This window comes from Streptomyces sp. NPDC001515 (genome assembly GCF_053597115.1).
Genome location: NZ_JBSFHN010000010.1, coordinates 134,978 through 157,405, shown reverse-complemented (window position 1 = coordinate 157,405; position 22,428 = coordinate 134,978). Strand labels below are relative to the sequence as shown.

Annotated in this window: 17 protein-coding genes; 12 read left to right on the top strand and 5 right to left on the bottom strand. The window is 71.4% G+C overall.

Features of this window, described 5'->3' with window-relative positions:
* Positions 1–35: 35 nt before the first annotated feature.
* The gene (locus ACWCXC_RS13615) at positions 36–1,967 is read left to right on the top strand and encodes an IucA/IucC family protein (protein WP_450681935.1); all 1,932 of its coding nucleotides are present in this window, start codon (positions 36–38) and stop codon (positions 1,965–1,967) included.
* Positions 1,968–2,017: 50 nt separating this feature from the next.
* Positions 2,018–3,988 (top strand): ATP-dependent DNA helicase, encoded by a 1,971-nt coding sequence (locus ACWCXC_RS13610; RefSeq protein ID WP_450681936.1) that lies wholly within the window; start codon positions 2,018–2,020, stop codon positions 3,986–3,988.
* A 169-nt stretch (positions 3,989–4,157) separates the two neighbouring features.
* Here the strand turns inward: ACWCXC_RS13610 and lexA are convergent, their stop codons facing one another.
* Positions 4,158–4,946 carry a transcriptional repressor LexA gene (gene lexA / locus ACWCXC_RS13605; protein ID WP_383646491.1) on the bottom strand — a complete coding sequence of 263 codons (789 nt, stop codon included), beginning with the start codon at positions 4,944–4,946 and terminating at the stop codon, positions 4,158–4,160.
* Positions 4,947–5,517: 571 nt separating this feature from the next.
* Between lexA and nrdR the strand changes: the two genes are divergently transcribed.
* The gene (gene nrdR, locus ACWCXC_RS13600; RefSeq protein ID WP_383646488.1) at positions 5,518–6,030 is read left to right on the top strand and encodes a transcriptional regulator NrdR; all 513 of its coding nucleotides are present in this window, start codon (positions 5,518–5,520) and stop codon (positions 6,028–6,030) included.
* A gap of 161 nt (positions 6,031–6,191) precedes the next feature.
* Positions 6,192–9,092 (top strand): vitamin B12-dependent ribonucleotide reductase, encoded by a 2,901-nt coding sequence (locus ACWCXC_RS13595; protein ID WP_450681937.1) that lies wholly within the window; start codon positions 6,192–6,194, stop codon positions 9,090–9,092.
* Positions 9,093–9,256: 164 nt separating this feature from the next.
* On the opposite strand, the gene ACWCXC_RS13590 is transcribed toward ACWCXC_RS13595, so the two are convergent.
* Positions 9,257–9,838 (bottom strand): suppressor of fused domain protein, encoded by a 582-nt coding sequence (locus ACWCXC_RS13590; protein WP_450681938.1) that lies wholly within the window; start codon positions 9,836–9,838, stop codon positions 9,257–9,259.
* Between the two features lie 121 nt (positions 9,839–9,959).
* The gene (locus ACWCXC_RS13585) at positions 9,960–10,496 is read right to left on the bottom strand and encodes a TerD family protein (RefSeq protein ID WP_450888752.1); all 537 of its coding nucleotides are present in this window, start codon (positions 10,494–10,496) and stop codon (positions 9,960–9,962) included.
* A 205-nt stretch (positions 10,497–10,701) separates the two neighbouring features.
* On the opposite strand from ACWCXC_RS13585, the gene ACWCXC_RS13580 reads away from it, so the two are divergent.
* The 4 genes from ACWCXC_RS13580 (at position 10,702) to ACWCXC_RS13565 (ending at position 15,262) form a co-directional block, all read left to right on the top strand.
* Complete coding sequence (locus tag ACWCXC_RS13580; RefSeq protein WP_450681940.1) at positions 10,702–11,307, top strand: YdbC family protein; 606 nt, start codon at positions 10,702–10,704, stop codon at positions 11,305–11,307.
* 100 nt (positions 11,308–11,407) lie between these two features.
* Entirely contained in the window at positions 11,408–12,067 is a 660-nt protein-coding gene (locus tag ACWCXC_RS13575) for a histidine phosphatase family protein (RefSeq protein ID WP_450681941.1), read from the top strand.
* Positions 12,068–12,077: 10 nt separating this feature from the next.
* Entirely contained in the window at positions 12,078–12,974 is an 897-nt protein-coding gene (locus tag ACWCXC_RS13570; RefSeq protein ID WP_450681942.1) for an ADP-ribosylglycohydrolase family protein, read from the top strand.
* Between the two features lie 392 nt (positions 12,975–13,366).
* The gene (locus tag ACWCXC_RS13565) at positions 13,367–15,262 is read left to right on the top strand and encodes a DUF4153 domain-containing protein (RefSeq protein WP_450888802.1); all 1,896 of its coding nucleotides are present in this window, start codon (positions 13,367–13,369) and stop codon (positions 15,260–15,262) included.
* A gap of 87 nt (positions 15,263–15,349) precedes the next feature.
* Here ACWCXC_RS13565 and ACWCXC_RS13560 read toward each other — a convergent pair whose 3' ends face one another.
* Positions 15,350–16,903 carry an MFS transporter gene (locus ACWCXC_RS13560; RefSeq protein ID WP_450681943.1) on the bottom strand — a complete coding sequence of 518 codons (1,554 nt, stop codon included), beginning with the start codon at positions 16,901–16,903 and terminating at the stop codon, positions 15,350–15,352.
* Positions 16,904–17,112: 209 nt separating this feature from the next.
* On the opposite strand from ACWCXC_RS13560, the gene ACWCXC_RS13555 reads away from it, so the two are divergent.
* The 3 genes from ACWCXC_RS13555 to ACWCXC_RS13545 all read left to right on the top strand — a co-directional run bounded on the left by ACWCXC_RS13555 (position 17,113) and on the right by ACWCXC_RS13545 (position 19,214).
* Entirely contained in the window at positions 17,113–17,739 is a 627-nt protein-coding gene (locus ACWCXC_RS13555; RefSeq protein WP_450681944.1) for a TetR/AcrR family transcriptional regulator, read from the top strand.
* Positions 17,740–17,822: 83 nt separating this feature from the next.
* Positions 17,823–18,533: a ribonuclease HII gene (locus ACWCXC_RS13550; protein WP_450681945.1), complete on the top strand. Its 711-nt coding sequence runs from the start codon at positions 17,823–17,825 to the stop codon at positions 18,531–18,533.
* Positions 18,534–18,593: 60 nt separating this feature from the next.
* Positions 18,594–19,214 carry a hypothetical protein gene (locus ACWCXC_RS13545; protein WP_450681946.1) on the top strand — a complete coding sequence of 207 codons (621 nt, stop codon included), beginning with the start codon at positions 18,594–18,596 and terminating at the stop codon, positions 19,212–19,214.
* A 68-nt stretch (positions 19,215–19,282) separates the two neighbouring features.
* On the opposite strand, the gene ACWCXC_RS13540 is transcribed toward ACWCXC_RS13545, so the two are convergent.
* A complete protein-coding gene (locus ACWCXC_RS13540) occupies positions 19,283–19,912 on the bottom strand; it encodes a hypothetical protein (RefSeq protein WP_450681947.1) in 630 nt (209 codons plus the stop codon).
* Between the two features lie 340 nt (positions 19,913–20,252).
* On the opposite strand from ACWCXC_RS13540, the gene ACWCXC_RS13535 reads away from it, so the two are divergent.
* Positions 20,253–22,412: a RecQ family ATP-dependent DNA helicase gene (locus ACWCXC_RS13535; protein ID WP_450888748.1), complete on the top strand. Its 2,160-nt coding sequence runs from the start codon at positions 20,253–20,255 to the stop codon at positions 22,410–22,412.
* Positions 22,413–22,428 lie beyond the last annotated feature (16 nt).

The window sequence follows — 22,428 nt, the reverse complement described above, 5'->3', positions numbered from 1 at the left end:
CCGCTCGCATCCCGTCGGTCCCCTGAGGAGTCCCCGTGCCGAAATATCCCGTGAGCCGTGACGCAGCGGCCCCCTCGCCCGTGCTGCTCAGCACCCCGGAGCTCAACCCGGCGGTCTGGGACCGGGCCGCCGCCCGGATGCTCGCCAAGATGCTCGGCGAGTTCGCGTACGAGGAGGTGATCCGGCCCGTGCCCCGGGCCGTCGGGGACGACGCGTACAGCCTGGTCCTCGACGACGGCGGGAGCCTCCGCTTCACCGCACGGCGCGGGGTCTACGGCAGCTGGCGCGTGGCGCCCGAGTCCATCCGCGCGGCGGGCATCGCCGCCACGGAAGCCGAGGCGGCCGCCGCCGCGGCCAGGGCCCGGGGAGCGGCGGACGGGACAGGGGGAGCGGCGGCCGGCGGAGCGGTGGACGATCCCGAGGCGGACAGCGTCCCCTTCCACGACCCCCTGCGGTTCCTCGCCCGGTCCCGGCGGCTCCTCGGTCTGGACGGCGCCACCCTCGGCCACCTGGTCCGCGAGCTGACGACCACGCTCGCGGCCGACGCCCGCCTCGACCACCGGGCGCTGTCCGCCGCCGAGCTGGCCGACCTCGACTACGCCGCGCTGGAGGGCCACCAGACCGGCCATCCGTGGATCGTCGCCAACAAAGGGCGGCTCGGCTTCTCCGCCACCGACGCCTCCCGCTACGCGCCCGAGGCCCGCACCCCCGTCACCCTGCCGTGGATCGCCGTCTCCGAGCGGATCGCCGAATACCGGGGCACCGGCCCGCTCACCGACCGCGAAACGCTCTACGCCCGGGAGCTGGAACCGCGCATCCGCGCCTCCTTCGCCGCGTCGCTGCGCGAGCGGGGCCACGACCCCGACGGCTACCTCTTCCTCCCCGTCCACCCCTGGCAGTGGGACGAGTGGATCGTGCCGCTGTTCGCCCCGGCCATCGCGGCGGGCGACATCGTGCCCCTCCACGCCGACGAGGACCTGCGCCTGCCCCAGCAGTCCATCCGCACCTTCGCCAATGTCGCCCGCCCCGACCGGCACACGGTCAAGCTCCCGCTCTCCATCCTCAACACCCTGGTCTGGCGCGGCCTGCCGACCGAACGCACCGTCGCCGCCCCCGCCGTCACCGCATGGGTCCAGGGCCTGTGCGACAACGACCCCTTCCTCCGCGACACCTGCGGCGTCATCCTCCTGGGAGAGGTCGCCTCGGTCACGGTCGAGCACCCGCTCTACGACCACCTCCCCGAGACGCCCTACCAATACAAGGAGATCCTCGGCGCGATCTGGCGCGAGCCGCTGCCGCCGCGCCTCGCCCCCGGCGAGCGGGCCCGCACCCTCGCCGCCCTGCTGCACACGGACCCTCGGGGCCGTTCCTTCACCGCGGAGCTGGTTGCCCGCTCGGGACTCACCCCCACCGCCTGGCTCACCCGGCTCTTCGCCGCGCTCCTGCCGCCGCTCCTGCACTTCCTCTACCGCTACGGCACCGTCTTCTCCCCGCACGGAGAGAACGCCATCGTCGTCTTCGACGGGAACGACGTCCCCGTCAGGCTGGCGATCAAGGACTTCGTCGACGACGTGAACGTCAGCGCCCGGCCGCTGCCCGAGCACGACACCATGCCCCGCGACGTGCGCGACGTCCTGCTCACCGAGGAACCCTCCTTCCTCACCCAGTTCATCCACTCGGGCCTCTTCACCGGCGTCTTCCGCTTCCTCTCCCCGCTCTGCGAGGAACAGCTGGGCGTCCCGGAGGACGCTTTCTGGTCACTCGTGCGGGCGGAGATCCTGCGCCACCACGCCCGGTTCCCGGAGCTGAAGGAACGCTTCGAGCTGTTCGACATGCTGACGCCGCGGATCGAGCGCCTCTGTCTCAACCGCAACCGCCTGCATGTGGACGGCTACCGCGACCGGCCCGCCCGCCCGCACGCGGCGGTCCACGGCAGCGTCGCCAACCCGCTGCACCCCGCCCCCTGAGTCCAGGAATGACCGTCGGTGTCAGTGGCGCCCCGTAGGCTGGCCCGGCTATGACGAAGCCAACCCTCCCCGAGCTCCTGCACGCCGCCGTGACCGCCGTCGGCGGTACGGAGCGGCCCGGCCAGGCCGCCATGGCCGGTGCCGTCGCCGAGGCCGTAGACGACCAATCCCACCTGCTCGTCCAGGCGGGCACCGGCACGGGCAAATCGCTCGGCTATCTGGTGCCCGCTCTGGCGCACGGCGAGCGCGTCGTGGTGGCCACGGCCACCCTGGCGCTCCAGCGGCAGCTCGTGGAGCGCGATCTTCCCCGGACGGTCGACGCCCTCCATCCGCTGCTGCGCCGCCGTCCGCAGTTCGCCATGCTGAAGGGCCGGTCGAACTACCTCTGCCTCCACCGCCTCCACGAGGGCGTGCCGCAGGACGAGGAGGAAGGGCTCTTCGACCCCTTCGAGGCGGCGGCCCCGTCGAGCAAGCTCGGCCAGGACCTGCTGCGCATGCGGGACTGGGCGGACGAGACGGAGACAGGCGACCGGGACGACCTCACGCCCGGTGTCTCGGACCGGGCCTGGGGCCAGATCTCGGTCTCCTCGCGCGAATGCCTGGGCGCCTCCAAGTGCGCGTACGGAGCGGAGTGCTTCGCCGAACAGGCCCGGGAGCGGGCGAAGCTCGCCGATGTCGTGGTGACGAACCACGCGCTCCTGGCCATCGACGCCATCGAGGGCGCCCCGGTCCTCCCGCAGCACGAGGTCCTGATCGTCGACGAGGCGCACGAGCTGGTCTCCCGCGTCACCGGCGTCGCCACCGGCGAGCTCACGCCCGGCCAGGTCAACCGCGCGGTGCGCCGGGCGGCGAAGCTGGTCAACGAGAAGGCGGCCGACGCCCTGCAGACCGCCTCCGAGGGCTTCGAACGAGTCATGGAGCTGGCGCTGCCCGGCCGCCTGGAAGAGGTCCCGGAAGACCTGGGGTACGCGCTCATGGCGCTGCGCGACGCCGCCCGTACGGTGATCACCGCGCTGGGCTCCACCCGCGACAAGTCCGTCCAGGACGAGGACGTGGTCCGCAAGCAGGCCCTGGCCTCGGTGGAGACGATCCACGGCGTGGCCGAGCGCATCACCCAGGGCTCGGAGTACGACGTGGTCTGGTACGAGCGGGACGACCGCTTCGGCGCCTCGGTGCGGGTCGCCCCGCTCTCCGTCTCGGGGCTGCTGCGCGAGAAGCTCTTCTCCGAGCGCTCCGTGGTGCTGACGTCCGCGACGCTCAAGCTGGGCGGGGACTTCAACGGGGTGGGCGCCTCGCTGGGCCTCTCGCCGGAGGGCACCACCGGCGACGACGTCCCGCAGTGGAAGGGGCTGGACGTCGGCTCGCCCTTCGACTACCCGAAGCAGGGGATCCTGTACGTCGCCCGCCATCTGGCGACCCCGGGCCGGGAGGGTTCCCGGACCGACATGCTGGACGAGCTGGCCGAGCTGGTCGAGGCCGCCGGAGGGCGCACCCTGGGCCTGTTCTCCTCGATGCGGGGGGCGAAGGCGGCCGCCGAGGAGCTGCGCGGCCGGCTGGACAAGCCGATCCTGCTCCAGGGGGAGGAGACCCTGGGCGAGCTGATCAAGAACTTCGCGGCCGACCCGGAGACCTGCCTCTTCGGCACGCTCTCGCTCTGGCAGGGCGTCGACGTCCCGGGCCCGAGCTGCCAGCTGGTGGTCATGGACAGGATCCCGTTCCCGCGCCCCGACGACCCGCTGATGAGTGCCCGGCAGAAGTCGGTCGAGCAGGCCGGCGGCAATGGGTTCATGGCCGTGGCGGCGACCCACGCGGCGCTGCTGATGGCGCAGGGCGCCGGCCGTCTCGTCCGGGCGACGGGCGACAAGGGTGTCGTCGCCGTGCTCGATCCCAGGCTGGCCAACGCGCGCTACGGCAGCTATCTGCGGGCCTCGCTCCCCGACTTCTGGTACACGACCGACCGCAACCAGGCGCGCCGCTCGCTCGCCGCGATCGACGCGGCGGCCAAGGCCGACGGGAAGTAGCCGGGGGTCGCCGGGCGCGTACGGGAGGGCGGAGAGCCGGCCCGTACGCGGCCCGGGGGCGCCCGGGACCGCTCATGGCGCACGCGACGGGGCCCTTGGGGACCGGCAGACGCAGCCGGCCCTCAAGGGCCCCGTCGGATGTGCTCGGAGGGTGGTGTGCGGCTCTGCCTCACACCCGGCGCAGCACTGCCACGACCTTGCCGAGGATGGTCGCCTCGTCGCCGGGGATCGGCTGGTACGCGGCGTTGTGCGGGAGCAGCCACACATGGCCGTCCTCGCGCTTGAACCGCTTCACCGTGGCCTCGCCGTCCAGCATTGCGGCGACGATGTCACCGTTCTCCGCGACCGGCTGGCGGCGCACCGTGACCCAGTCCCCGTCACAGATCGCGGCCTCGATCATCGAGTCACCGACGACCTTCAGCACGAAGAGCTCGCCGTCGCCGACCAGCTGGCGGGGGAGGGGGAACACGTCCTCGACCGACTCCTCGGCGAGGATCGGGCCACCGGCGGCGATCCGGCCGACCAGCGGCACGTACGAGGCGGCGGGCTTGCCGGTGGTGTCCGTGGGCTGCGTGCTCGGCTGGTCGGAGCCGCGCACCTCGTAGGCACGGGGGCGGTGCGGGTCGCGGCGGAGGAAACCCTTCCGCTCCAGCGCCATCAGCTGGTGGGCGACGGACGAGGTGCTGGACAGACCGACCGCCTGGCCGATCTCTCGCATCGACGGAGGGTAGCCCCGCCGCTGGACGGAATCCCGGATGACCTCGATCACGCGCCGTTGCCGGTCCGTGAGCCCCGAGCTGTCCGCCCTGATTCCGGGAGGCCGTCCGGGGAGCGAGCGCGCTGGGCGCGCGGGCTCCTCCGCGTTCGTGACTGAGTCATTCATGGCATGCACCGGCTCGAGTCGGCTCTGCGAGCGGTCCTGGGCAGTGATGATGGCACTGTCTGCGGTGGTGGTCACGTCGGCCCCTCTCGAATGGTCTCCCTAGCTGGACAACGGTAGTAGCTTTCGAAAGGTTGCGCCAAACACACGTTCGAGTGAAAAACGAATAAAAGTCTGCCAGGGGTTCGACGTGAGGTGTATGAGCGACGCCGTGCCGCCTCTCGGCGGGGCCCCTCTATGCGTGCGGGCGGACCAGCGGGCAATTCGGACGATCACGCTAGCGTGCGCCCGCGAGGTGCGAGGGCGCGGGGGTGGTTTCCGGGAATGCCCCAGGGGTTCCGCGCGCTGTCTCCCGAGTGGTCCGGGGGGTCCGGGAGGGGGTGCCCCGCGATCGGTGGCGCAGCGCGCTTCCCGTACCCTCGTGGTCGGCCGTACGCTGCCTTCCGGCCGCCCGGGGCGCGCGACACGCGCTAGGGCCAAATGCGCGGCCCAACCCAAGATCTAGTGGTTGGATTGCTCCAGCCACCCAGAAGTTGTGGTCCCCGTCCATCGGGGGTGTGGTCATCGCCTATGCTTGAGACCGCTTCGAGGGCCCGTCGCCGGGCCTGAAGAGGCTATTCAGTCGTGCTGTGAAGGAGGGTTGGGAGCCATGCACTGCCCCTTCTGCAGGCACCCCGACAGCCGGGTCGTCGACAGTCGCACCACCGACGACGGGACCTCGATCCGCCGGCGCCGCCAGTGCCCCGACTGCTCCCGCCGTTTCACGACGGTGGAGACGTGTTCGCTCATGGTGGTCAAGCGCAGCGGTGTCACCGAGCCCTTCAGCCGCACCAAGGTCATCTCCGGCGTCCGTAAGGCGTGCCAGGGGCGGCCGGTCACCGAGGACGCGCTCGCCAAGCTCGGCCAGCGGGTCGAGGAGGCGGTGCGCGCCACCGGCAGCGCCGAGCTGACCACCCACGACGTGGGCCTGGCCATCCTCGGCCCCCTGCAGGAACTCGACCTCGTCGCGTACCTGCGGTTCGCGTCCGTCTACCGGGCGTTCGACACGTTGGAAGACTTCGAGGCCGCCATCGCGGAGCTCCGCGATGGACGGCCTCCCGCGCAAACCCGCGGGACCGGCGAGACCCTCGAGGTCCCCGTTCCCGCCGTCGCCGCCGACTGAGCGGCACCACCTGTCCGCCCGCCCGGTCCGACGACCGGCGGCCGGACGGTACATAGACCTGCTCCGGATGCTGTGCGTGGCGTCCGAGGCATCAGAGACAGACTGTGCCCGGGGAAGTTCTCGGCACTTCAGGGCGTTTTTGCCCACATATGGGAGGCGGCATGACAGAGACGGCGAGCGGCCCGGCACGAGGTTCCCGAGGTAAGGGAGCCAAGTCGACTGCGACCAAGCAGGGCCTGCGTATCGAGCGCATCCACACCACCCCCGGAGTGCATCCGTACGACGAGGTGGTCTGGGAGCGTCGTGACGTCGTCATGACCAACTGGCGCGACGGCTCGATCAACTTCGAGCAGCGTGGCGTCGAGTTCCCCGACTTCTGGTCGGTGAACGCGGTCAACATCGTCACCAGCAAGTACTTCCGCGGGGCCGTCGGCACTCCCCAGCGCGAGACCGGTCTGCGTCAGCTGATCGACCGGATCGTGAAGACGTACCGGAAGGCCGGCGAGGACTACCACTACTTCGCCTCCCCCGCCGACGCCGAGATCTTCGAGCACGAGCTGGCGTACGCCCTCCTGCACCAGATCTTCAGCTTCAACTCTCCCGTCTGGTTCAACGTCGGCACGCCCCAGCCGCAGCAGGTCTCCGCCTGCTTCATCCTGGCCGTCGACGACTCCATGGAGTCGATCCTCGACTGGTACAAGGAAGAAGGGATGATCTTCAAGGGCGGCTCCGGCGCCGGCCTGAACCTCTCCCGGATCCGCTCCTCCAAGGAACTGCTCTCCTCCGGCGGCAACGCCTCCGGTCCGGTCTCCTTCATGCGCGGTGCCGACGCCTCCGCGGGAACCATCAAGTCGGGCGGCGCCACGCGCCGCGCGGCCAAGATGGTCATCCTCGACGTCGACCACCCCGACATCGAGAACTTCATCGAGACCAAGGTGAAGGAGGAGGAGAAGATCCGCGCCCTGCGCGACGCGGGCTTCGACATGGACCTGGGCGGTGACGACATCACGTCCGTCCAGTACCAGAACGCCAACAACTCGGTCCGCGTGAACGACGAGTTCATGAAGGCCGTGGAGTCCGGCGGGAAGTTCGGGCTGCGCGCCCGGATGACCGGTGACGTCATCGAGGAGGTCGACGCCAAGTCCCTCTTCCGCAAGATGGCCGAGGCGGCCTGGGCCTGTGCCGACCCCGGCATCCAGTACGACGACACCATCAACCAGTGGCACACCTGCCCGGAGTCCGGCCGGATCAACGGCTCGAACCCGTGCAGCGAGTACATGCACCTGGACAACACCTCGTGCAACCTCGCCTCGCTGAACCTGATGAAGTTCCTCAAGGACGACGGCAAGGGCAACCAGTCCTTCGACTCGGAGCGCTTCGCCAAGGTCGTCGAGCTGGTCATCACCGCGATGGACATCTCCATCTGCTTCGCCGACTTCCCGACCGAGAAGATCGGCGAGAACACCCGCGCCTTCCGCCAGCTCGGCATCGGCTACGCCAACCTCGGCGCCCTGCTGATGGCGACCGGCCACGCCTACGACAGCGACGGCGGCCGGGCGCTCGCCGGTGCCATCACCTCGCTGATGACCGGGACCTCGTACAAGCGCTCCGCCGAGCTGGCCGCCGTCGTCGGCCCGTACGACGGCTACGCCCGCAACGCCGAGCCGCACCAGCGCGTCATGAAGCAGCACGCCGACGCCAACGCCGCCGCCGTCCACGGCGACGACCTGGACAACCCGATCTGGGCCGCCGCGACGGAGGCATGGCAGGACGTCCTCCGGCTCGGCGCCAAGAACGGCTTCCGCAACGCGCAGGCCTCGGTCATCGCGCCCACCGGCACCATCGGTCTCGCGATGTCCTGCGACACCACCGGCCTGGAGCCCGACCTCGCCCTGGTCAAGTTCAAGAAGCTCGTCGGCGGCGGCTCGATGCAGATCGTCAACGGCACGGTCCCGCAGGCCCTGCGCCGCCTGGGCTACCCGGAGGAGCAGATCGAGGCGATCGTCGCCCACATCGCCGAGCACGGCAATGTGATCGACGCCCCCGGCCTGAAGACCGAGCACTACGAGGTCTTCGACTGCGCGATGGGCGAGCGTTCCATCTCCGCGATGGGCCACGTCCGCATGATGGCGGCCATCCAGCCGTGGATCTCCGGCGCGCTCTCCAAGACGGTGAACCTGCCCGAGACAGCCACCGTCGAGGACGTCGAGGAGGTCTACTTCGAGGCGTGGAAGATGGGCGTCAAGGCGCTCGCGATCTACCGCGACAACTGCAAGGTCGGCCAGCCCCTCTCCGCGAAGACCAAGGAGAAGGAGAAGGAGGCCGTCACCGCCAAGGCCGAGGAGACCATCCGTACCGCGGTCGAGAAGGTCGTCGAGTACCGCCCGGTCCGCAAGCGTCTCCCCAAGGGCCGTCCCGGCATCACCACCTCCTTCACGGTGGGCGGCGCCGAGGGCTACATGACCGCCAACTCCTACCCGGACGACGGTCTCGGCGAGGTCTTCCTGAAGATGTCCAAGCAGGGCTCCACCCTCGCCGGCATGATGGACGCCTTCTCCATCGCCGTCTCGGTGGGCCTCCAGTACGGCGTTCCGCTGGAGACCTACGTCTCGAAGTTCACCAACATGCGCTTCGAGCCGGCCGGTATGACGGACGACCCGGACGTGCGGATGGCGCAGTCGATCGTCGACTACATCTTCCGCCGCCTGGCGCTCGACTTCCTGCCCTTCGAGACCCGCTCGGCCCTCGGCATCCACTCCGCCGAGGAGCGTCAGCGCCACCTCGACACCGGCTCCTACGAGCCGACCTTCGAGGAGGAGCAGCTGGAGGCCGAGAGCCTGTCCCAGTCGGCCCCCGTCCAGGCGGAGCCCCTGAAGGCCGTCGCCCCCCTCGGCGCGGAGACCCCCGCCCCGAAGACCGCGCACACCTCGGCGGAACTCGTCGAGATGCAGCTCGGCATCAGCGCGGACGCCCCGCTCTGCTTCTCCTGCGGTACGAAGATGCAGCGCGCCGGCTCCTGCTACATCTGCGAGGGCTGCGGCTCGACCAGCGGCTGCAGCTGACAGCGGGCGCACCCGCGGCCGATGCCTCGCTGAGCATCGGCCGCGGACGCCCTTGACCTGCCGATGAGAGAGGGAGCCGACCACCTGGCGGCTCCCTCTCCCACGTCTGCCGGCCGACACCCGGCCGAAGTCCACCGGCCGGTGCCCGTGCCGGTCACCCGCGCTCAGACGACCGAGGCCCGGAACGGGTCGGTCGGGACGATCCCCACGTCGTCGAAGAGCTGCTCCAGCGCCTCGTGCCCGTGTTCCCTGCGGAAGTCGATCTCGGCCGCGGTGACGGGCAGCACCCACAGGACGCGGGCACGGCCACCGGGGACGGGGCAGTGCTCCAGACCGGGGCCGTGGAGGTACGGCAGCGTGATCAGCACATGGTCGCAGGACGAGCCCGGCAGCCACGGCTCGCCCAGAGGCATGCTGTGCCGGAGGCCGAGTGGGTGCCCGCTGCGATGGTAGAAGGCGGTCATCGCCACGAGATCGATGAAGCGCCGGTCGCGGACCCGCGCGGTCATCACGAACTCGAGCCCCTGCTCCCCGGGGCCGGCTACGAAGCCGCAGCCGGCGGTCACGTACGCCCAGCCGGAGTCACGCGGGCCGGGACCCACGACGAGCACGCGCAGACCGGGGAGCGCCCACCGCCGCTCCGCCCCGACGTCGTAGTCGACGACGTCGACGGAGTGGCCGGCGAAGAAGTCCCGGACATGCGATTCGACGGCCTCCGCCACCCGGGCCCACGTGTCCTCGTTCATGGTGTGATCATTCCGGACGAGCGTTCCGGCCGACCACCGGACCCCGGGTGACCGCGCGGGCCGTTCGGGCGGTGGGGCGCGGCCCGGACGATACGGTCCCGGCGCCGCCGCGCCCCCGCGTTCAGGCTCCGGGCGGGCGCTTCCCCATGGAGGCGGCGAACGTGTCGGCGTCCCCGTCGAATCCGCGTACCGCGCCGTGGAGCCGCCACGCCCCCGACGGGTCCCTGACGAACTCGGCGACCACGGCGGCCGTCGCCGTGCCGACGGACGAGAAGTCGTCCTCCGCCAGGACGGTGTACCCCTCGCGGATCTGGACACCGGTGTTCGCCACCTCGGCGAAGGTCCTGCGCCCGTCCCGCTGCTGTATGGCGACGCCGACGACGACCCGGCCGTACGACTCCGAGACCCGGTGCAGCTCCACCGTCATGCTCTCGTCGTAACCGAGGCCCTGTCCGGTCCTGCTGTCGCGGTTGAGGGTGATCGTGCCGTCGGGAGCACGGCTGTCGAAGTGCACCAGGTACGCGGGGTCACCGTAGGGATCGTCCGCCGGATAGGTCGCCGCGATGATGTCGAGGTCGTGATCGGGCTCGCCGTGGGGGCTGGGATCCCATTTGAGCCGGACCTCGACCTTTTCGATGTCCTTGTTCGGAGTGCTCATCCGACTTCGCTCCTTCACACGGGGCCGTCGCTCCGGTTTTACCACCCGATGATGTCCGTAACGGTCCGTGGAACCAACCGCCTTGGGTTCCATGGGCGTATTCGGGCCACCGCCGCTCGGTCCTCCGCGCGGCGGTGCTGACCGGTTCTGACGTACTCCGTCCGAGCGTGACCCATGCCACGTCCGGGGCCCGTACGATGGCGCGGTGCTGGTCAAGTGGATTCGCTGCAACGTGGTGGACCGTCGTGGTTTCGAGCGGGGGCAGCGGAAGTGGGCGGGGCTGCTGGGTGAGCCGGGCTTCAGGGGGCAGGGCGGCGGCTGGAGCCGCACCAGGCCCGAGGTGGCGCATGTCTTCGCCTTCTGGGAGAACCGGGTCTTCTACGACTCCTTCATGGCACGCGGGCACGACGCCCTGGCCGCCGCACAGGCGGGGACCTGCACGGATGTCCAGGTGAGGCTGTTCGAGCACCGTTTCGACGTGAAGACCGGATTCGAGCCCGGTTTCGGCGACGTCGACGTGATCAGGGTGGCGCACAGCACGGTGCACGAGGAGCGGGTCGACCACTTCGCGTTGATGCAGCAACGGGTGTGGAACCCGGCGATGGCCGGATCGCCCGGGATGGTGCGCGGGGTCTTCGGAGAGGCGCCCGGCCACGAGTTCCTGGTCCTGTCCATGTGGCAGTCCGGCGCCGAACGCGGGAAGTACCGGCCGGGAAGCGTCGACCGGCTGTCGCAACGTGCCCAGCTGGAGGAGGACGTGGCGGCCCTGGCCGGCGACGTCGTCCAACTCGAACCGTCGTGGACGGTGTGAGCTTCGTGGACGGTGTGACGGAGGGGGTTCCGTCGATGCCGCGCGGCATCGATTTCCGGACAATTGCTCGAACCGTGCCGACTCGATCTAGGGTCGAGTCATGGCACGACCGCAACGCATCGTCCTCGTCCGGCACGGGGAGTCCGAGGGCAACGCCGACGACACCGTCTACGAGCGCGAGCCCGACCACGCGCTGAGACTCACCTCGACCGGTCTGCGGCAGGCCCGCGAGACCGGGGCGCGGCTGCGCGAGCTCTTCGGCGACGAGCGGGTCAGCGTGTACATCTCGCCCTACCGCCGCACCCACGAGACGTTCCGCTCGCTCGGACTGGACCTGGAGCGGGTCAGGGTGCGCGAGGAGCCCCGACTGCGCGAGCAGGACTGGGGGAACTGGCAGGACCACGACGACGTGCGGCTCCAGAAGGCCTACCGCGACGCCTACGGGCACTTCTTCTACCGTTTCGCGCAGGGCGAGTCCGGCGCCGACGTGTACGACCGCGTCGGCGCCTTCCTGGAGAGCCTGCACCGCAGCTTCGAGGACCCCGACCACCCGCCCAACGTCCTGCTCGTCACCCACGGACTGACCATGCGCCTGTTCTGCATGCGCTGGTTCCACTGGTCGGTCGCCGAATTCGAATCACTGTCCAATCCCGGCAACGGGGAGTCCCGGACGCTGCTCCTCGGCAAGGACGGGCGGTACACCCTGGACCGGCCCTTCGAGCGCTGGCGCACACCTGAGCCCTACGGCATCACCGGATAGAGTGGAAACGATGACCGAATCCACTTCCGACCAGCGCGTGGACCGCGCCCTCGCCAGCCTGCGCGGCCTGTCCGTGGGAGACGCCCTGGGCTCCCAGTTCTTCGTGCCCGCCAACTATCCGCTCCTGAAGGACCGCGCGCTGCCGCCCGGTCCCTGGCAGTGGACCGACGACACCGAGATGGCCGCCTCGGTCGTGGCCGTGCTGCACCGGCACGGCCGGATCGACCAGGACGCCCTCGCCCACTCCTTCGCGACCCACCACGACTTCGACCGCGGTTACGGCCCCGCCGTGAACCGTCTCCTCAGGCTGGTCCGGGAAGGCGGTGACTGGCGCGAACTCGCCTCCTCGCTGTTCCAGGGCCAGGGATCGTGGGGCAACGGCTCGGCGATGCGCATCGCGCCCCTCGGAGCCTGGTACGCGGACGACCCCGAGCAGGCGACGCACCAGGCGGAGATCTCCTCGTACACCACGCACCAGCACCGCGAGGCCGTGGTCGGGGCGATGGCGGTCGCGGCCGCCGCGGCCCTCGCCGCCTCGCCCTCGGGCCCTCCGCCGGCGACGGACCTGCTGGACGGCGTGATCGCTCTGGTGCCCCGCAGCGCGGTCGGCGCCGGGCTGCGCAGGGCCCGCGACATGCTGGACTACGACGACGCGGGCACGGTCGCCGCCGTCCTCGGCAACGGCCGCCGCACCAGCGCCCACGACACCGTCCCCTTCGCCCTCTGGTCCGCGGCGCGCGGCCTCGGGGACTTCGAGCAGGCGTTCTGGGTCACCGCCCAGGCGGGCGGAGACGTCGACACGACCTGCGCGATCGTCGGCGGAGTGGTCGCCGCCGGGTCCACGGGTGCGCCTCCGGCGGCCTGGGTCGCCCAGACGGAGGACGTGCCCGACTGGACGACCGGCTAGTACCGGACCGCTCTCTCCCGGTGGTGCCCGTCCGGACGGCTCGGGCGGGCGCAGCCGCGTCCACGCGCGGCACCCGGTTCACGTTTCGACTGTCACGGTCCTGCCACAGCCCCGCCGCGAACGGCTGACACCGCTCGCACAGGGTTACTCTTTCGGCCACGCCGCCCTCGGTGATCATCTCGACGGCGCGCATCGAATGAGACGCCGGGGGACAGCGCGGCCAGTGGCCGCGCGAGCGGACCCCGGTGGGGAGGGGTCCCGTGTCCGACCACATACCAGAGCCGCCCCGGCCGGAGCGCGCGTCCACGCCGCCCGCCGCCGTGGGCCCGAATGACGCGCCGGAGCCGGCGCCCGGCCCGTCGCCGTCACCGGCCCCGGCACCCGCTCCGTCCCTGGCCGGGACGACGGGTCCGGAACCGTCACCGGACGCGGACCCGTCCGCGCCCCGGACGCCGAGCCCGGAAGGTTCATCGGGCCCGGTCTCCGCGGGTGGGCAGGGCGCGCGAGACGCCGAGACGGCTCCTGCCCCGCAGACGGGCGGAACGGAAGCCTCCACCGCTGCGGCGCCCGCTTCCCCGGCCGCGCCGACCGCTACGACCGCGCCGGCCGCCGAGGCCGCGCCGCCGCAGGCGCCCCAACCCACCGCGACGCACGGCGCACCGTCCCCGGTCCCGGAGCCGCCGAGCATCCCCGCCTACGCCCGCCAGGGACAACCCGCCGCCGGCAAGGACCCCTGGGGCAGGCCGAACGGGACCGCGCGGACGACCCCGTCGGACGTCCCGCGGCTCCGCACGGGCGCGCCCGGCACCATTCCCGTCGGCACCCTCTGGTCCGGGCTCGCGACCGCGCTGCTGAGCGCCGCGCTCCTCGGCGACGGGATCGGCCTGAACCTGCTCTTCGTGGCGATCCCCGCAGCGCTCGCCACGTACTTCGCGGTCCGCTCGACCACGCGACGACTGCGGCCCTGGACCGCTGTCTGGGCGGTCGGCGGACTCGCCCTGCTCGCCGTGCCTGCCCTCAGGGACGCCGGCTGGCCGAGCTTCCTCGCCATCGTGTCCGCCTTCGCGCTCGGCTCGTTGGCGCTGCACGGAAGCCGCAGCTGGATCGGGGTCTTCCTCGGCTCCCTGGGGGTCCTCACGTCTCTCGCCGACGCGCTGGGCTGGGCGGCACGGGGTGTGCGCGCCCGGATGACCGGTTCCCGGGGCCGCTGGGGCGTCGTCCTGCGCTCCGCCGCCGTCGCGGTCGTGCTCCTCATCGTGTTCGGCGCGCTCTTCGCGAGCGCCGACGCCGCCTTCGCCGACGTTCTCGGCGATCTGATGCCCGATGTGTCGATCAGCGACAGCCCGTGGCGGTTCTTCCTCGGCCTGCTGGGTCTGGTCGGCGCACTCGCCGCCGCGTACACCGCTGCCGCGCCCGTGCACTGGGACGGACTGACGACGGAGCCGGGCAAGCCGCGCGGACGGCTGGAATGGGCCCTGCCGCTGATTGTCCTGAATCTGCTCTTCGCCGCCTTCCTCGCCATTCAGCTCACGGTGCTGCTCGGCGGCTACGACAAGGTGATGGCCGAGACCGATCTCAGCTACTCCGAGTACGCCCGCCAGGGCTTCTGGCAACTGCTCTGGGCCACGCTGCTCACCCTCCTGGTCATCGCGCTCGCGTTGCGCTGGGCACCGCGCGGCGGTCCCAACGACCGCACTCTGGTCCGAGGAGTCCTGGGCACGCTCTGCCTGCTCACGCTCGTCGTCGTCGCCTCGGCGTTGCGACGCATGGACCTCTACGTCGACGCATACGGACTGACGCGGCTGCGGATCTCCGTGGCCGCCGTCGAACTCTGGCTGGGCGTGGTGCTGGTCCTCATCATGGCCGCCGGCGTCTTCGGGGCCCGGATGCTGCCGCGCGCCGTCGCGGCGAGCGCGGCCCTCGGCGTCCTGGTCTTCGGGCTCGTCTCACCCGACGGCCTCATCGCCGAACAGAACGTCCAGCGCTACCGCGACGACCATTCCATCGACATCGCCTACCTCCGCGGTCTCTCGGCCGACGCGGTCCCCGCGCTGAACACCCTGCCCGAGCCTCTGCGTTCCTGTGCCCTGGAGGAGATCCAGCGGGGGCTGCGCGATTCGGACGAACCGTGGTACGCCACGAGTTGGGGCGAGGCCAGGGCCCGGGACATCCTGGGGGACTGGGAGCCGGTCCACCGGTTGCGGGACTGCGGATCCCTGAGCACGGGCGACAACGGCGACCGCCGAGGCGGGAGCGACGAGCCGTACGACCCCTACGACCCGTACTGATCCCCGTTCGGACCGGTCCGGTGCGGTGTCCCTCCGGTCGGCGCGATGCCCGCGTCGACCGGAGGACTCGCCGTGGTCCGCACGCTCCTATGCGACCGGCCCTCCGGCTGCCGCGTTCCCGCTGAGCGCGTCCAGGTCGCTCTTGCGCACCCGGATCACCAGCACGGCCGTCAGCAGGGCGAGGGCGGCCATGGCCACCGCGGCCAGGAAGGCGGTCGATATGCCCTGGGCGAGCACGGTGTGGCCCCAGCTTCCGGGCAGCTCATGGGTTCTGGCGAACTCGGCCTTCTGCTCCGGCGACGCCTCGGCCAGGAACTTCGGGACCTGCTTCTCCGCCTCGTCGCGGCTGGCCGTGCCGAAGACGGTGACCAGGATGGACAGCCCCAGTGAACCGCCCACCTGCTGACTGGCGTTGAGCAGGCTGGAGGCGGCACCCGCCTCGTGCGGGGCGACACCGGAGACCGCCGTCAGGGTGAGGGTCACGAAGTTCAGCCCCATGCCGACACCGAACACGAGCATCGGACCGAGGACGCCGGAGAGGTACGAACTGTCCGGCGAGATGAACGTCAGCCATATGAGGCCCACGCCCGTGAACGAGGCACCGGTGACCATGAAGGGCTTCGGGCCCAGCACCGGAAGGAACCGCTGCGAGAGCCCCGCGCCCACCACGATCGCGACGGTCACGGGCAGGAACGCCAGACCGGCCTCGATCGGCGAGTACGCCAGGACGTTCTGGGCGAACAGCACGATGAAGAAGAACATGCCGAACATGGCGGCGGCCAGGCTGAGCATGATCACATACGTGCCGGAGCGGTTGCGGTCGGCGAACATCCGCAGGGGCGTGATCGGTTCCTTGGCCCGCATCTCGATGAGGACGAACGAGGCGAGCAGGATCACCGCGGCGCCGAACGAGCCCAGAGTGAGGGAGTCCCGCCAGCCCTGCTCCGAGGCCCGGATGAAGCCGTACACGAGCGAGGCCATACCGAGCGTCGAGGTGAGGGCCCCGGCGATGTCGAATCGGCCCGGGTGCTTCTCGGACTCGTTGATGTACATCGGGGTCAGGACGGCGATCAGCACACCGATCGGCACATTGACGAAGAAGACCCAGCGCCAGTCGAGCCATTCGGTCAGCACTCCGCCGCCGAGCAGGCCGATGGCGCCTCCGCCCGCGGACACCGCGGCGAACACGCCGAAGGCGCGGTTGCGTTCGGGGCCCTCGGGGAATGTCGTGGTGATGAGGGCGAGCGAGGTGGGTGAGGCGATGGCGCCGCCGATGCCCTGGAGCGCGCGGGCCGCCAGCAACTGCCAGGGCTCCTGGGCGAAACCGCCGAGCAGCGAGGCCAGGGTGAAGACCAGGATGCCGGTCAGGAACACCCGGCGGCGGCCCAGGATGTCGCCGGCCCGTCCGCCGAGCAGCAGCAGTCCGCCGAAGGTGAGCGTGTACGCGCTGAGGACCCACGAAAGATCCGTGGTCGAGAAGCTGAGTGCGTTCTGGATGTGCGGGAGGGCGATGTTGACGATCGTGGAATCCAGCACAACCATCAACTGACAGGCGGCGATGACGGCCAGGGCGATCCCCGGTCGGCCCTGCCGGCGTGCCGCACCCGGCCCGCTCCGTGCTTCTAACTGAGAGGTGGTCACTACGGTTCCCCCACAAATGAATTAGTGAACGCATCCGTTCACTGTTGCGTCTACGGTAGTGAATCCCCCTCAAGGAACGCAAGCGTTCACTGAGTCCTCGTCGTCGCGCGGTGTCCCGATCCCCCGAACCGGCCGGCGGGTTACCCGCCTTTCCCGCCCCGGTCCGTCGAGCCACCCCGACCCGCCCCGTTTCCGATGGAGTGAAACTCATGGCTACTTCGCGATCGGCCGCCGCCGCCCGGCAGCCGGTGGTGGCCCCGCGCCGCCGCGGACCCGTTCTGGAGCGCGCGATCCTCGACGCCGCGCTGGAGCGGCTCAGCACGGTCGGCTGGAGCGGTCTGACCATGGAAGGGGTCGCGGCCGGCGCCCAGACCGGCAAGGCCGCCGTCTACCGGCGCTGGTCCTCCAAGGAGGAACTGGTCGCGGAGGCGCTCCGCAGCGCCCTGCCCCCGATCGGTGACGCCCCCGACGGCGGGAACGTCCGCGACGACCTCTTCCAGCTCTGCTGCCGGCTCCGCGACGCCATGCTCTCCACCTCGGGCTCCGCGCTGCGCGCGGTCCTTCACGAATGCGACGCCGATACGGCCGAGCGCTTCCAGTCGGTGATCCTCAACGGCGTGATCGCCCCGTCCACCTCGCTCATCAGGCAGGTCCTGGGCCGAGGCATCGAACGCGGTGAGGTCCGTCCCGACGCCCTCTGCGCCCTCGCCTTCGACGTCATCCCCGCGATGATGATGTACCGCAGCAAGGTATGCGGAAGCGAATGGACGGACGAGGAGATCACGGACCTGATCGACCAGGTCGCGGTGCCCTTCTACCGCTCCGGCGCGGGCTGAACCGGCCGCGCGGTGCCCGCCGCCCCTTCCCGGCCGACCCGGGGTGTTGCCGACGCCCCCATCGGCGTACTCTTGCTGGCGCCATGCCGTACGAACCACCCACGCACACCGTCGAGCGCTCACTGCGCGCCACCACCGGTGCCAAGACCGTCGCCGGTGTCGACGAGGTCGGACGCGGAGCGTGGGCGGGCCCGGTCACCGTGTGTGCGGCGGTCACCGGCCTGCGCAGACCTCCTCCCGGACTCACCGATTCCAAGCTGATCACCCCCAAGCGCCGCGCGGAACTCGCTCCGCTGCTGGAGCGCTGGGTCACGGCGTACGGACTCGGGGACGCCTCGCCGGAGGAGATCGACGAGCTCGGGATGACCGCCGCGCTGCGGCTGGCCGCCGTGCGCGCCCTGGAGGCGCTTCCGGTGCGCCCGGACGCGGTGATCCTCGACGGCAAACACGACTACCTGGGCAGTCCCTGGCAGGTCCGCACCGTGATCAAGGGCGACCAGTCCTGCATCGCGGTCGCGGCCGCCTCGGTGATCGCCAAGGTCCGCAGGGACACGATGATGGCCGAACTCGGCGCGGGGTCCGAGGAGTACACGGACTTCGCCTTCGACGCCAACGCCGGATATCCGTCCCCGGTGCATCGGGCCGCACTGGAGCGGAGGGGGCCCACGGCCCACCACCGCCTCTCGTGGTCCTACCTCGACGCGCTGCCCCGGTGGCGGCACCTCAAGAAGGTCCGTATCTCCGCCGAGGCGGCCGCACTGGAAGACGGGGGCCAGCTCGGCTTCGACTTCTGATCGTGCGCAAATCGCCCCCCGCCGATGCCCCGTGCGACGGCGTTTGATAGACAACCACCCATGCCTCTCATCCCCGAGGAGCCTCAGATTCACGAGAGCGCCCAGGGTCCCCGCGCCACTCCGGCCACCGGCCGCACCGCGTCGACCCCTCGTCCCGTACCCGGTCCGCGTTCCGCGGCCACGCCGCGTCCCGGTCACCCGGGTCCCGGCCCCGCGAGGCCCGCGCCCCCGGCGCCGCGCCCGCACCCCGTTCCCGCCCCGCCCCGCGCGGCCCGGACGGAGAATCGTTCCGCGCCGCAGTTCCAGCTGATCCCCGCGGCGGTCGGCGGTGCGCTCGACGCCGCCGACGAAGCGGTGGACCTGCTGCTCGACTCCGGTCGCGCACCCGGCGACATCCTGGTGCTCACCACCGGTGACCCGCACCCGTGGGCGACGCACGAGCTGTCCTTCGGCGAGGCCGCCTACTGGGCCCAGCACGAGGCGGGCGACGACGTGTTCTTCGCCGGCGCCGCTTCGCTGGACCGGGTGGCGTCCCGCCCGGTGGTGATCGTCGCGGTGAACGGAACCGTCGACACCGCTGCCACCCGCGCCCTGTCGGAGGCCCGCGACCGTGCGGGTGCCCTGCTGATCGTCTGCGGGGACCCGCAGGAGGTCAACGCCGCGCTCGGCGCGGCGGTCTGAACCGGGGCGCGGTCACCCGACCGCAGTGACCCGGCCGCCCGCACGGGCGGCCGGGGCCGCGTCCCCGTTCAGCGGGCCGCGGCGCGGTGCAGGGCCTGGACCGCTCCACCACCCGTGCGCAGCGGCGCGTTGTCCTGGTCCGGCACGGTCTCGGAGAGAGCGGCCGGCCGAGAGGTGGAGTTCGGCCGTCGGCCGCCGCGCCCCTCGCCCAGCACCTGCCAGCCACCGCGCGTCAGCGTGATGTAGGCGCCGCAGCGCAGTCCGTGCAAGGTGCAGGCATCTCTGAGCCCCCACATCCAGGCGCCGTCCTCCTCCGTCCAACGTTCGTCGCCCTCGCGGCAGTAGAGCAGGACGGCCGTACGCACCGGAGTGCGGCGGCGCAGATCGTGCGGGATGACCCGGCGCAGGTGCGCGAGCAGCGCGTTGCGGAACTCCCAGCCGTCGGCCGTCACCGAACGGCGGGGGAACGAGGCGCTGGCGGTCAGCCGCTCCTCGTGATCGAGCACCGCGACGACGGCCGTCGCCGGCGTCGGGTGGTGCCGGGAGTGCAGGCCGCTGACCACCTCGCGCGGACTGCGCAGCAGCGGTATGCCCGCCTCGGCCCATTCGGCCGGTTCGAGCATCCTTGCAAGGCGGTTGGCGGAGTCGGCGGCGGGCGACATCGAAGTGGCCGCGGACGAGGCGAATCCGAAGGTCACGGTCCTCCCTTCGCATACGCGCCCACGATGCGGGCAGGGTCGGGTGAGGGCGCGCCGCGGCACAGCCCTTCCGGGCCCGCGAAAAGACCGTGCGGGGAGCGACTCCAATTCTTCCTGGCGTATCGGCGGGCGGCAACGAGCAATTGGCGAGGCTGACGGTAATCAGCCGGAATGACACGCATATCCCTGCCCAGTCCAGCCGCGGATGACGCCACCCGTCCCGCCCGAACGCCGAGGACCAGCGGAAACACCTGCGGATTCCGGTTCCGGAGCGCGTGTGAGGGCCCGGTCACGCGGGGTGAAGTCGTCGATTGTCAGAGCCATCGGGTTGCATGGAGTCATGGACAACCTGGAGCTCCGCACTGAAGCCGATGCCGTTCTCGCCGAGCTCGTGGGTGCCCCCGAGGGCACGGCGCGGCTGCGGGAGGACCAGTGGCAGGCGGTGGCCGCACTGGTGCGGGAGCGGCGCCGCGCGCTCGTGGTGCAGCGCACGGGATGGGGGAAGTCGGCCGTCTACTTCGTGGCCACCGCGCTGCTGCGCAGACGCGGCTCCGGCCCCACGGTGATCATCTCGCCCCTGCTCGCCCTGATGCGCAACCAGGTGGAGGCGGCCGAGCGTGCGGGCATCCGGGCCCGCACGATCAACTCGGCCAACCCGGAGGAGTGGGAGACGATCTACGGCGAGGTCGAGCGCGGCGAGACCGATGTCCTCCTGGTCAGCCCCGAGCGGCTCAATTCCGTGGACTTCCGCGATCAGGTGCTGCCCCGGCTCGCGGCGACGACGGGCCTCCTCGTGGTCGACGAGGCGCACTGCATCTCCGACTGGGGCCACGACTTCCGCCCCGACTACCGCCGGCTGCGGGCGATGCTCACCGAACTGCCCGAGGGCGTGCCCGTCCTGGCCACCACGGCGACGGCCAACGCGCGCGTCACGGCGGACGTGGCCGATCAGCTGGGCACGGGAGCGGGCGAGGCGCTGGTGCTGCGCGGCGCGCTGGACCGCGAGAGCCTCCGCCTGGGCGTGGTCCGACTGCCCGATGCCGCTCACCGCCTGGCCTGGCTCGCCGAGCATCTGAACGACCTGACGGGTTCCGGGATCATCTACACGCTCACGGTCGCCGCGGCCGAGGAGGCGACCGCCTTCCTCCGGCAGCGCGGCTTCCCCGTCGCCTCGTACACGGGCAAGACGGAGAACGCGGACCGTCTGCAGGCCGAGATCGACCTGCGGGAGAACCGGGTGAAGGCCCTGGTCGCCACCTCGGCGCTCGGCATGGGCTACGACAAGCCGGACCTCGGCTTCGTCGTGCATCTGGGCTCACCCTCCTCGCCCATCGCCTACTACCAGCAGGTCGGCCGCGCCGGGCGCGGTGTGGCCCATGCCGATGTGCTCTTGCTGCCGGGCCGGGAGGACGAGGCCATCTGGCGCTACTTCGCCGATACGGCGTTCCCGCCCGAGACCCAGGTCCGGCAGACCCTGGCGGCCCTGGACGCGGCGGGGCGTCCGATGTCCGTGCCGGCGCTGGAAGCGGCGGTGGACCTGCGGCGCAGTCGGCTGGAGTCGATGCTGAAGGTCCTGGATGTCGACGGCGCCGTCAAGCGGGTCAAGGGCGGCTGGACGGCGACGGGTGCGCCCTGGGTGTACGACGCGGAGCGCTACGCATGGGTCGCCAGGCAGCGGGACGCTGAGCAGCAGGCCATGCGGGACTATGCGACGACCACCGACTGCCGGATGGAGTTCCTGCGCCGGCAGCTGGACGACGACGGGGCCGCTCCGTGCGGGCGCTGCGACAACTGCGCCGGTCCCTGGGCCGACAGCGCGGTGTCGGCGGAGGCGCTGACCGGGGCGGAGAAGGAGCTGGACCGGCCGGGCGTGGAGATCGAGCCGCGCCGGATGTGGCCGACGGGGATGGCGGCCCTCGGGGTCGACCTCAAGGGGCGCATTCCGGCCAAGGACCAGAGTGCCACGGGGCGTGCGCTCGGGCGGCTCTCCGACATCGGCTGGGGCAACCGGCTGCGCCCCTTGCTGGCCGACGGCGCTCCGGACGGGCCCGTTCCGGACGACGTGCTCCGGGCCGCGGTGGCGGTCCTCGCCGACTGGTCCCGGTCCCCGGGCGGCTGGGCTCCGAACGTGGCGGACGCCACGGACCGCCCGGTGGGCGTCGTGGCCGTGCCCTCGCTGACCCGCCCGCGGCTGGTCGGCTCCCTCGCCGAGGGCATCGCGAACGTGGGCCGGCTTCCGTTCCTGGGCACACTGGAGCACACCGGTCCTGACGGCACACACGCGGCTCGTCGCAGCAATTCGGCCCAGCGCCTCAAGGCGCTGTCCGACGCCTTCGTCGTCCCCGACGGATTGGTGGGTGCCCTGGCCGCCACCCCCGGGCCGGTCCTGCTCGTGGACGACCTCACGGACTCCGGCTGGACCCTCGCGGTCGCCGCTCGTCTGCTCCGTCAGGCGGGCAGCGCGCAGGTGCTTCCCCTGGTCCTCGCCACGGCGGGCTGAACCGGTGGGCCCCGAC